The following is a 10,525-nucleotide window of genomic DNA, read 5'->3' as shown; positions in this document are numbered from 1 at the left end:
TTACTTTTTCGGGGTGAGCTTCAGACCGGGAGCCGGAGACTTGTAGTCGTCCGCGCTCTTGTCCTCAGTCGGGATCTCGATCCAGCGTTCGACTGCGCCGCCCTCGCACTCCTGGACGACCGGTACGTAGAGGACGGTGTCGGCCTTGAGGTCGGAGGTCAGATAACCGCGCAGCACGAACTCGTCGTAGTGCTCGTCAAGCAGCCTGCCGCCGCTCCAGACCACCTCCTTCACGCCTTCCGAAGTCGGTGTGCCGTAGTAGTCGAAAGCCTTGCCATAGGGGCCCTTCACCGTTTCCAGTGTCCAGCCGGGCTTGGGCATCGGCTTGATCGCGATCACGCCCTCGGGAATCCGGACGCGGACCTTCGTTGTTGCCGCGCCCTTGCAACCATGGGGCACGCGCAACACGGCCTTGTAGGTCGAGCCGACCGGAGCCTGCTGCGTTTCGAGGGTAATATGAGCGAGCGCACCGGTTGTTCCCAGAGTGACGAACATCGCTGCAAGGAGATGGGTCTTCATGGCGTAATCCTTGGTCTGTGAGGGCAGTTCTGCGACGGGCCCGTGAGAGCCCATGACGCTCGATGCCGTTGAGTGTGGTCATCGGACGGTGAGTGCCGGCCAATGATAGCGATCCCGACATGTGGCCCCGGTCGGATTGCGATCGGCAAAGGAACCGTTGGCATGGTGAGCCGAGGCATCGCAGGCGCGAGCCCCGCGCTTCATTTGCGTGCCGGGCAGACATCGCGCCGAATGCTCGGATCAGCGAATTTGGTGCGCATCTGCTGGGGATGGCGGGCAAATCGGCCTTGAAGCCGAGGTCGCGCAAGAGAGCGGCCATCCATGCGCAACGCATGGCGGCTTGCTCAGGGCTCAGACCGGCGGTGCGCGGGGATTGGCGGGCGATCGGCCGGCGACAAAGCCATGAGGCGCGTCGAGATGCCGGATCAAGGCGTTCAGGTCGACGATCCGATAGACAACTGGCAGAAAGCCGATTGCTGACGGCACATTCGCTTKGGCTGGATGAGAGCAACCGAGCGCGCAGCCGCTCATCAGATCATGCTGCGCCGTGCCGCGGTCGGTCGTGTCACCCGGTGAAGAAGCCCCCGGCGAGCAAAGCGTTATGGCCAGAGTGCGATCGAGAGCGATACTCGCAGCATTGGCACCCGACGCGAGCCCTGTCAGAACCACCTGGAGCACGAGCAGATAGGCCACGGCGACCGCGACCCAACGGCTCGATTCTGCTCTCTGGCGCCACGCGGACAAGGGCTGCCCTCCTGACGTTTGGATAGCACCGCTGTTGGCCGCGTCAATTGCCAAGGCGCAAACGAGCGTCGGGCACCTCACGCAAGACAGTACGGCATGGAGCTGCATGCGCAGTCCCCTCGGTCCCCCCGTGCAGAGATCCCCGACCCGCCAAGAAGCTTCGAGAGGCGATGCCGGCTTGACGGCGACGTCGCGGCGGTGTCCTGCGCCGCCGCGACGAGCCTCAGGCGCTCAGCGAGCGGCTGCCCGGACGTGCCGCGCGGCTTCAACCATATTGACGAGAGCAGGCCTGACCTCCTCCCATTTGCGGGTCTTCAGGCCGCAATCGGGGTTGATCCAGAGCTGTTCGTCTGCGAGCTGGAGGCGAGCGAGCTTCATCAGGCTCGTCATCTCGCCCACCTCGGGCACCCGCGGCGAGTGGATGTCATAGACGCCGGGACCGATCTCGTTGGGGTAGCGATAGGTCTTGAAGGCGTCGAGCAATTCCATCTTCGACCGCGAGGTCTCGATCGAGATCACATCGGCGTCCATCGCGGCGATCGCGTCGATGATGTCGTTGAACTCCGAGTAGCACATATGGGTGTGCACCTGGGTTGCGTCGGTGACGCGCGAGGCACAGAGCCTGAAGCTGCCCACCGCCCAGTCCAGATAGCCCTTCCACTCGCTCTTGCGCAGCGGCAGCCCCTCGCGCAGCGCCGCCTCGTCGATTTGGATCATCGCGGCACCGGCCTTCTCCAAATCGATGACCTCGTCGCGGATCGCCAGCGCGATCTGGCGGCAGGAGGCACTGCGCGGGATGTCGTCGCGGACGAAAGACCAGTTCAGGATCGTCACGGGCCCGGTCAGCATGCCCTTCATCGGCCTCACCGTCAGCGACTGCGAATAGGTCCACCAGCCGACCGTCATCGGCTGCGGCCGCGAGACGTCGCCGAACAGGATCGGCGGCCGCACACAGCGCGAGCCGTAGCTCTGGACCCAGCCATGTTTGGTGAAGGCGAAGCCGGCGAGCTGCTCGCCAAAATACTGCACCATGTCGTTGCGCTCGAACTCGCCATGGACGAGCACGTCGAGGCCAATCTCCTCCTGCCAGCGCACCGTGCGCTCCGTCTCCTCACGCAGGAATTGCTCATAGTCGGCATCGCTKATCAGGCCCTTGGCATGAGCCGAGCGGGCCTTGCGGACCTCGGCGGTCTGCGGAAAGGAGCCGATCGTTGTCGTCGGGAAGGCTGGCAGGTTGAAGCGTTCGCGCTGCAATTTCGCTCGGGCTGCGAAGGGGCTCTTGCGGTCCGTCATGCTGGGCGTCACCGCCGCGACACGCGCAGCCACTGCGGCATCGTGGACTTTCGGCGAAGCCTTTCGGGCCGCCGCTGCGGCCGCCGAAGCGTCCAGGGCATCCCTGACGCTGTCGCGGCCACCCGCGAGGGCTTTGCCCAGCACCGAGAGTTCGCCCATCTTCTGTACGGAGAAGGCGAGCCAGCTCTTCAGGTCGGAGTCGAGATCGGTTTCGAGATCGAGATCTATCGGCGTGTGCAGCAGCGAGCAGGAGGGCGCGATCTGGACATGGTCGGTGCCGCGCCTGGCGACCACCGGCTCGAGCCGGCCGAGCAGCGCCGGCAGGTTGGCCCGCCAGATGTTGCGGCCATCGATCATGCCGAGCGACAGCACGAGCCCGCGCGGTGCCTTGGCCAGCACCTCCTCGAGCTGAGCGGGAGCGCGCACGAGGTCGAGATGAAGGCCTGCGACAGGCAGCGTGACCGCCGTGTCGAGATTGTCGCCGAGACCACCGAAATAGGTCGTCAGCATGACCTTCAGCTGCGGCAAGGCATGGGCGATGGTGGCATAGGTCCGGCGCAGGGCGTCGCGGGCGGCCTCGTCGAGATCGAGCACCAGACAAGGCTCGTCGATCTGGACCCATTCGGCACCATTGGCGGAAAGGCGGCGCAGCACATCGATATAGACCGGCAGCAACTCGCCGAGCAGCGAGAGCGGATCGAGGCTGGCGTCCTTGCTCTTGCCGAGTTTCAGATAGGTGACCGGCCCAAGCAGAACGGGGCGGGTGTCGTAGCCGAGTGACTTGGCCTCACGATACTCGTCGACCGCCTTGAGCGAGGACAGTGCGAAGCGCTGTCCGGTCGCGAATTCGGGCACCATGTAGTGGTAGTTGGTGTCGAACCACTTGGTCATTTCCTGCGCCGGGGCGCCGTGGGAATGCTCGTGGTCGTGGTGGGCATGGCCGCAGGAGGTGTGCGGCTCGGTMTCGCTTTGCGCACCTCGCGCCATGGCGAAATAGGTCGCCAGCCCGACCGGACCACCCTTCCAGCCATAGATCTCGGGAATCGCGCCGACCATCACGCTGATGTCCAGCACCTGATCGTAGAACGAAAAGTCGTTCGACGGGATGACGGTGACGCCGCGTGCCTTCTGGCGGGCCCAGTTGGCGGCGCGCAATGCGGCGGCGGTGTCGAGCAGGTCCCTTTCGGTCGACTTGCCCGACCAATAGCTTTCGAGAGCGAGTTTGAGTTCGCGGCGCGGACCAATGCGCGGCGTCCCAAGGGTCGCGACAGGAAGTGAAGATGACATAGGCTTACCCCAGAAGTTGGGAGCAAAGGCCAAAGCGGACGCGTCCAGGATTCCGCCGGCGAAGAGCCTGCGCAATCGCAAAGCGCTCCACCGGGACACCCCGCCCGAGGACGTTCAGTTCGTCGAGGCAGGTCTCCTGGCTCACGGGTCATCGCTGCTGTCCGGCCTTCCCGAGACCTTGCCGGCCTCAGTGACACATCTTGGACAGCGGCTCACCGCTTACAGTTGCGGGGGCAGCGCCGGCCTTGCCCAGGTCAATAGCGACCTCGACGCACCGGCTTCCCTCTTAGCTCCGGGCAAACAGACCCAGAGAACCACGACACCCCAACCTAGGTCCAAATGCTCGCCGCAGTCAATGGGAATATAAAGACATCTTTATGTCTCCATGTCGCTATCTGCGCCGACTGACGCTGCCCCCGACGGCGGGGTGTACCCTGGTCGCGCGCAGGCGATGCGGGGCAAGCAGTTCCCCGCGCAATTGCTAAAGTAGAATAATTAGAATCTATATCTATTATAGATTGCATGTACTTCACTACAAAAGTACATCAGAAAACACTGTGTCAAATTTACAATTGCGAATCCTAGTACCAGCGGACTACATCCACCCGCAAATGGACTGGGGTCTTCCAATGAAGAACAAATCAAAACTATATTTTTCAGCCACTTTCCTTTTTACAATCCTTCAAAGCACGATTTGTTACTCTCAAGCGATCGCAGATGGCGGCAGTGCGTCACCGGCGTTCACGCTCGACCAGATTACGGTCACGGCGACACGCGGTGAAAAGCAGGTTCTCGATGTTCCCGGCGTCGTGAACGTTATCTCACGGCAGGAACTCGACGAGCGCATGACGCGCGACRTGCAGGACCTCGTCCGCTACCAGCCGGGCGTCAGCGTCAACCGCCTCACCAGCGGCACCGACCCGTTCGGCAACCTCGATGGCTTCACGATCCGGGGGGTCGGCGGCAACCGCGTCCAGATGCAGGTCGATGGATCGCGTGTGATCGAGCGCATCACTGATGGCAATCGCAACTTTGTCGAGATGCCCTTCCTGAAGAGCGTCGAGATCGTGCGTGGCCCGGGCTCCGTGCTCTGGGGCGCCGATGCTCTGGGCGGCATCGTCGCCTATCGTACGCTCGATCCCCAGGACCTGCTGAAAGGCAAGGACAAGCCGTATGCCGTACGTCTCGATGCCGGGTATGACAGTTTCGACCGCTCCTTCACCAAGACCGGCATTGCGGCCTTCAGGCTCACCCCTGCCCTCGAGGCCATTGTCGGCCTGAGCCAGAAGACGGCGGAGGAGGCCAAACTCAGCCGTGCCCGGGCCGATGGCGGCCGCTGGGGCTGCCCCGTGCCGAGCCTGCGCTATCTCGGCTGCGACACGCTGAACCCGCTCGACAGCACGGTTTGGAACGCCTTCGGCAAGATCGTCTTCTCGCCGACGACAGACCATACGTTCAAGCTGACCGGAGAGTATTTCGACAACAGCTCAAAGGTAAATCAGCTCTGGGACTACAATGTCTTGGCGTCTGGTCTCCGCAACGGACCCTATATCCGAGATGAAGTGAAGTCACGCCAGCGCATCGCCTTCGAGCATCAATGGGATGTCGGCACGAGCTTCCTCGACTCGATCCGCTGGCAGGCATCGTTCTCGCCACAGAAGCGTGAGGTCACCAATAATCGCTACCAGACGCAGACCAACAACCAGCAGCGTTTCACCCGCGGCTTCCTCGACTATTCCGAACAATTCTCCCAGCTCGACATCCAGGCCAAGTCGAGCTTCGCGCTCGGCTCGAGCTTCCACAGGCTGACCTACGGGTTCCAGGGCGACGTCACCAAGACCGATTATGAGCGTCGCGACGACGTCCGGAACATGTCGACCGGCGTCACCACCACGACGATTGCAGGCGGCTTCAACTTCGCCAACGCGACGACGACGCGCTACGATTTCTATCTGCAGGACGAAATCGAATTGCTAAACGGTCGCTGGACGATCACGCCGGGCGTCCGTTACGCCAATTACAAGATCGACCCGAGCATTGGGCCAGGCTACGTCATCGTGCCGGGCAAGGCTCCGCGCGAGATCGACTCGCATAAGCTGATCCCGCAGGTCGGCACGATCTTCAAGCTCGACGAGACCTATTCACTCTATGCCCGCTACGCCCAGGGCTTCAAGATGCCGACCGCGCAGCAGCTCTATACGTCGCTGCCGATGGGCACCCAGAACCTGATCCCGAACCCGGATCTCAAGCCCGAGAGCGTCACGTCCTACGAAGCCGGCATCCGCGGCCGCTTCGACAATGGCTGGTTCTCGGTCGGCGTCTTCCATGCCGATTACAAGGACTTCATTCAGAACTTCGCGCCGATCCTCGGTTCGACCGATCTGACCTATCGCAACCTCTCGAGCGTCAAGATTTCCGGTATCGAGGCATCGGCCGAGTGGAAATTCCACGAGCGCTGGCTCGCCAATGTCGCGTTGAGCTACCAATACGGCACGCAAAAAGCCGATGCTGGCGCATTGACCACGCCGTATAACTCGATCACCCCGTTTACTGCTGTCGCCGGACTGAAATACCTGATGCCCGAATATGGGCTGGAGGCCGAGGTCATCGGAACCTTCGGGGCGGGCGTCACCCGCGCCAGCGCGCCGACCATCTTCAAGCCGGCGGGCTACACCGTGTTCGATGCCTTCCTGAACTGGAAGCCGACCTCGTACATCACCGTCCGCGGCGGCGTGCAGAACATCTTCGACCGCCGCTATTTCTCGAACGTCTATAATTTCGACAAGGTTCAGGCTTCGGCCGCAGTCGCCGCGACCAACCCGCTCGAACTGCAGACCACGGCTGGCCGTACCTTCAAGCTCGCAGCCTCGGTTGAGTTCTGAGACGCAGCGGACCTAGCGCCACCCGATTGACGGGCCGCGGCTGTGACAAGCGCGGTTGGTCACGCGACGCTCCGAGCGAGACCCCGGAGCGTCGCATCCTTTCCTTGGAGCCCCCTTATGACAAGCACCACACATCCCCGCGAACTGCTGAAGCAACCCTCGGCCGAAATCCTGGCAAGCCTGCCCGCCATGGGCCGCGTCATGCTGAGCGCACGCTMCGGCGGCGCGACGCATGAGCGCATGGGCGTGGTCGGCACCGTCTCGATCGACGGGACCAGGGCGCGCCTCGCAGGCGAGTTCCACGACAGCACGCTCGATCTTGCGGTCGTGACCCGGCTGGTCGCGGACCGCACCAGCAAGATGCGCGACCGGGTGCTGCCCAGGCTCGAGTGCCAGGACGCCGCCGGCGAGGTGTTGTTCAGCCTGATCGGGCTCGACGGGTTGGAGCTCTTCGACAAAGCGCTTGCCCCATTCGGCGCCGGTGAGGCCCTGGAGCCGGTCGAGCGCGAGAGCGCTGCCGGCGGCGGATCGCCTGATGTGCCCGAGGATGATCTCGGTGCCGCGACCTTCGCCGCGATCCTGCGCAATGGCGTGCCGATCTCGATCGATTTCACGAAACCGGGCCTGGCCCAGCATTGGGGAGGTGCGCTGCCAGAGCCGAAGCCGGCCATGGGCTTCGTCAACATCATGCAGGGCGACTTCCACCTTCACTTGCGCGCTGGTGCGGTCGCAAGCTGGCTGCGGCAGGTCGCCGGATCGGAGGTCGAGCTTGCAGCGCATGATTCCGACGGCCAGCCGTTCGGCCTCGTGCTGCGCGGCCCGGCCGCGGCCTTCGACGGCGTTCCGCTCGGCAATCCCCATGGCTGAACCCTCCCTCACCGCCGGATCCGTGTCCCTGGCTCATCGGCGCGCGACCTGGCTCTTGCCCGAGACCGGCGAGGCCATTGCCCAGTACGACCTGATGCGGACGATGGCGCAGAAGCGCGTCGTGCTGCTCGGCGAGAGCCATGACATCGCCGAGATCCATCGCTGGCAGCTCCATGTCACGGCGTTCCTGCATACGCTGCGGCCGCAGATGGCGGTCGGTTTCGAGATGTTCCCACGTCGGCTCCAGCCGGTGCTCGACGCCTGGGTCGAGGGCGAGATGGACACCGCGACCTTCCTGGAGCGGTCGGAATGGGCACAGGTCTGGGGTTTCGATCCCGAGCTCTACCTGCCGCTCTTCCATTTCTGCCGACAGCAGCGCGTGCCGATGCTCGCACTCAACTGCCATCGGCCGCTGGTCACGCGTGTCGGCCAGGTCGGTTGGGATGCGATTCCCATCGAAGAGCGCGATGGCGTGACGCCGCCTGCCCCCGCGACGGAGGGGTACCGGCGCTATCTCGCCGGAATCATGAGCGGTTTCGCCGGGCCAGATCGCCCACGCGCCATGGAGCCGGACCGCTTCGATCGCTTCATTCGAGCCCAGCAGACCTGGGATCGCGCCTTCGCCTGCGGCATCGCCGATCATCTGGCAAAGGCACAAGACAACCCGCTCRTCATCGGTATCATCGGGCGCGGCCATCTCGAATACGGCCATGGCACGCCCTATCAGCTCCGCGATCTCGGCATCGATGATCTGGCTGTGCTGTTGCCGACCGACTGTGCCAGCCATGACCAGGAAAGCCTGAAAGGCATTGGCGACGCGATCTTCAGGCTCGACACGCCGGAACCGCCCTCGCCGCGACGCAGTTCGCCCAGGGCCTCTTCGTGACCAGGATCATCTCGCAGATCACGCTGTTGACCCGGCTCTGCATCAGCGGGCCGGGCGGGCGGGCCGGATTGGTCTATTTCGCGCTCGTGCTCGGGCTCGGCTTGGCCGGGGTTCAGGTTTCTGTCCGCCTGATCGCCTGGACGGCGGATTTCTACAACGCGCTGCAGAAGCTCGATGTCGATGCGACACTGCGCCAGATCGCGGTGTTCTTCGGGCTGATCGCCATCAGCGTGAGCCTGTTCCTGAGTGGCAGCTACCTGCGCAAGATGCTGCAGATCCGCTGGCGCCGCTCGCTGACCGAAGCCGCGCTCGACCGCTGGCTCTCCAACAAGGCCTATTGGCATCTGCGCGACCGCACGGATAACGGCCTCGACAACCCGGACCAGCGCATCGCCGAAGACTGCCGCATCTTTGTCGACAAGCTCACCGGAGAGGCGATCGAGCTCATCACCAACATCGTCGCGCTGGTCTCCTTCTTCGCGATCCTGTGGTCGCTCTCGACCTTTGCCCTCGCCTTCACGGTTGGAGGCATCGCGATCGAGATCCCGCGCTACATGGTCTGGGCTGCGCCGCTCTACGTCGCGATCTCGAGCGGCCTGACGCATTGGCTCGGCAAGCCGTTGAAATCCCTCGCCTTCGAGCAGCAGCGCCGCGAGGCCGATTTCCGCTTCGCATTGACGCGGCTGCGCGAGCATGTCGAGGCCGTCGCTCTGGCGAATGGCGAGGCGGCCGAACGGCGCCTGCTCTCGGAGCGCTTCGGCGCGATCATCCAGAACTGGCGCGGCCTCGCCAATCGCGAGTTGATCCTCGGCTGCTTCACCAGGCCCTATATGCAGACGGTCCTGCGCATCCCGCTCTTCCTGGCGTTGCCGGCCTTCCTGGCCGGGCGCGTCACCTTCGGCGGTTTGATGCAGATCGGCTCGGCCTTCCAGAACGTCGTGACCACGCTTTCCTGGTTCATCTTCTCCTATCGCGATCTTGCCGAGCTCGCGGCATCGGCCAGCCGCCTGAGTTATTTCCTCGGAGCAGCCGAGGACAACGTGGACGCGCCGCGGCCAGCGCTCGTCACGGGACAGGAGAACCGGATCCTGCTGCAGGATGTCGCCCTTCGCGTCCCCGACGGCCGTGCTCTCGAGCCCCTCCCCGAGATCAGGCTTGAAGCAGGCGGGACGTATTGGATTTCAGCGCCCTCCGGGCATGGCAAGAGTGCCCTGGTGAAGGCCCTTGCCGGGTTGTGGCGGCATGGCACGGGGCAAATCGAACGGCCGGATGCCAAAATGGTCTTCCTGCCGCAGCAGCCCTACCTGCCCCTCGGCGGGCTGCGGGGAGCATTGGCCTATCCCGCCTCCCCTGAGACCTATCGGGCCGAGGACTATGAGCGAGCACTAGGGGCCGTCGGCATGGCCCAGTTGTGGGAAATCGACGAGCCGGCCTGGAACGACGCGCGCCGCGGCCTGTCCGGCGGCGAGCGCCAGCGGCTGGCGCTCGCCCGCATCCATCTCCAAAGGCCGGACTGGATCGTGCTCGACGAGGCGACCAGTGCGCTCGACCCGGCGGCCGAACGCGATCTGCTCGCGACCTTGCGCCAGCACTTGCCGCTGGCGACTTTCATCCTGATCGCGCACCGGCCGCCCTTGGGCCTGGAAGACCATCGCGCAATCCACCTGTCGAGACGCGACGACTCTTGTGCCGGAGCCTCTGACGAGCGCCGTGGCGAGCTTGCAGAGGCTTAGAATGTCCCGAAGCTGCCATCCTTGCTGCTGCGGTCCGATCGTTGCGGCTCCATCAGAGTTCGTCAGATGACCGCCGCCTCGTTCTCCGCTGGGCCAGCGCTACGCCAGCGTTTCCGGACCTTGGCCCTGCTGCCCCGGCTGCTGCACTCGTTCTGGCAGACGATCCCGCGCTGTCGGCCACGATCATCGTCTTGCGCCTGTTGCGCGCCGCTCAGCCGCCGCTCGTGCTCTTCATCGGCAAGCTGATCGTCGACGAGATCATCCTCCAGACMGCCTCACCAGCTCCTGGACCGACGCTGGCGGACTGGGTGGAC

General features: G+C 64.0%; 7 protein-coding genes and 1 riboswitch. Of the genes, 4 read left to right on the top strand and 3 right to left on the bottom strand.

Annotated features, from left to right (window positions below):
- The 3 genes from AC1DJT_RS29035 to metE form a co-directional block, all read right to left on the bottom strand.
- Positions 1-519 carry a YcnI family copper-binding membrane protein gene (locus AC1DJT_RS29035; protein WP_476770876.1) on the bottom strand — a complete coding sequence of 173 codons (519 nt, stop codon included), beginning with the start codon at positions 517-519 and terminating at the stop codon, positions 1-3.
- Between the two features lie 351 nt (positions 520-870).
- Positions 871-1,263, bottom strand: coding sequence for a hypothetical protein (locus tag AC1DJT_RS29030; protein ID WP_476835404.1), 393 nt, complete (start codon positions 1,261-1,263; stop codon positions 871-873).
- Positions 1,264-1,494: 231 nt separating this feature from the next.
- Positions 1,495-3,843 (bottom strand): 5-methyltetrahydropteroyltriglutamate--homocysteine S-methyltransferase, encoded by a 2,349-nt coding sequence (metE, locus tag AC1DJT_RS29025; protein WP_476835403.1) that lies wholly within the window; start codon positions 3,841-3,843, stop codon positions 1,495-1,497.
- A 109-nt stretch (positions 3,844-3,952) separates the two neighbouring features.
- Positions 3,953-4,177: riboswitch (cobalamin riboswitch) on the bottom strand.
- A 277-nt stretch (positions 4,178-4,454) separates the two neighbouring features.
- Between metE and AC1DJT_RS29020 the strand changes: the two genes are divergently transcribed.
- From AC1DJT_RS29020 to AC1DJT_RS29005, 4 genes are all read left to right on the top strand, one after another.
- Positions 4,455-6,725: a TonB-dependent hemoglobin/transferrin/lactoferrin family receptor gene (locus AC1DJT_RS29020; protein WP_476835402.1), complete on the top strand. Its 2,271-nt coding sequence runs from the start codon at positions 4,455-4,457 to the stop codon at positions 6,723-6,725.
- A gap of 117 nt (positions 6,726-6,842) precedes the next feature.
- Positions 6,843-7,592 carry a hypothetical protein gene (locus AC1DJT_RS29015; RefSeq protein ID WP_476835401.1) on the top strand — a complete coding sequence of 250 codons (750 nt, stop codon included), beginning with the start codon at positions 6,843-6,845 and terminating at the stop codon, positions 7,590-7,592.
- Entirely contained in the window at positions 7,585-8,478 is an 894-nt protein-coding gene (locus AC1DJT_RS29010) for a ChaN family lipoprotein (protein WP_476835400.1), read from the top strand. Before AC1DJT_RS29015 ends, AC1DJT_RS29010 begins: the two co-directional genes overlap by 8 nt.
- Positions 8,475-10,211 carry an ABC transporter ATP-binding protein/permease gene (locus tag AC1DJT_RS29005; protein ID WP_441507804.1) on the top strand — a complete coding sequence of 579 codons (1,737 nt, stop codon included), beginning with the start codon at positions 8,475-8,477 and terminating at the stop codon, positions 10,209-10,211. The genes AC1DJT_RS29010 and AC1DJT_RS29005 overlap by 4 nt, the downstream gene beginning before the upstream one ends.
- Positions 10,212-10,525 lie beyond the last annotated feature (314 nt).

The organism is Allobosea sp. 05T422_2 (assembly GCF_056396265.1).
Note: the sequence above shows the minus strand (reverse complement) of the source record. Positions and strands in the feature narration are given on the sequence as shown.

What these genes read in the sequence shown, in the direction of transcription:
- AC1DJT_RS29035 (WP_476770876.1), bottom strand. Translation starts at nt 519, where the DNA reads ATGAAGACCCATCTCCTTGCAGCGATGTTCGTCACTCTGGGAACAACC.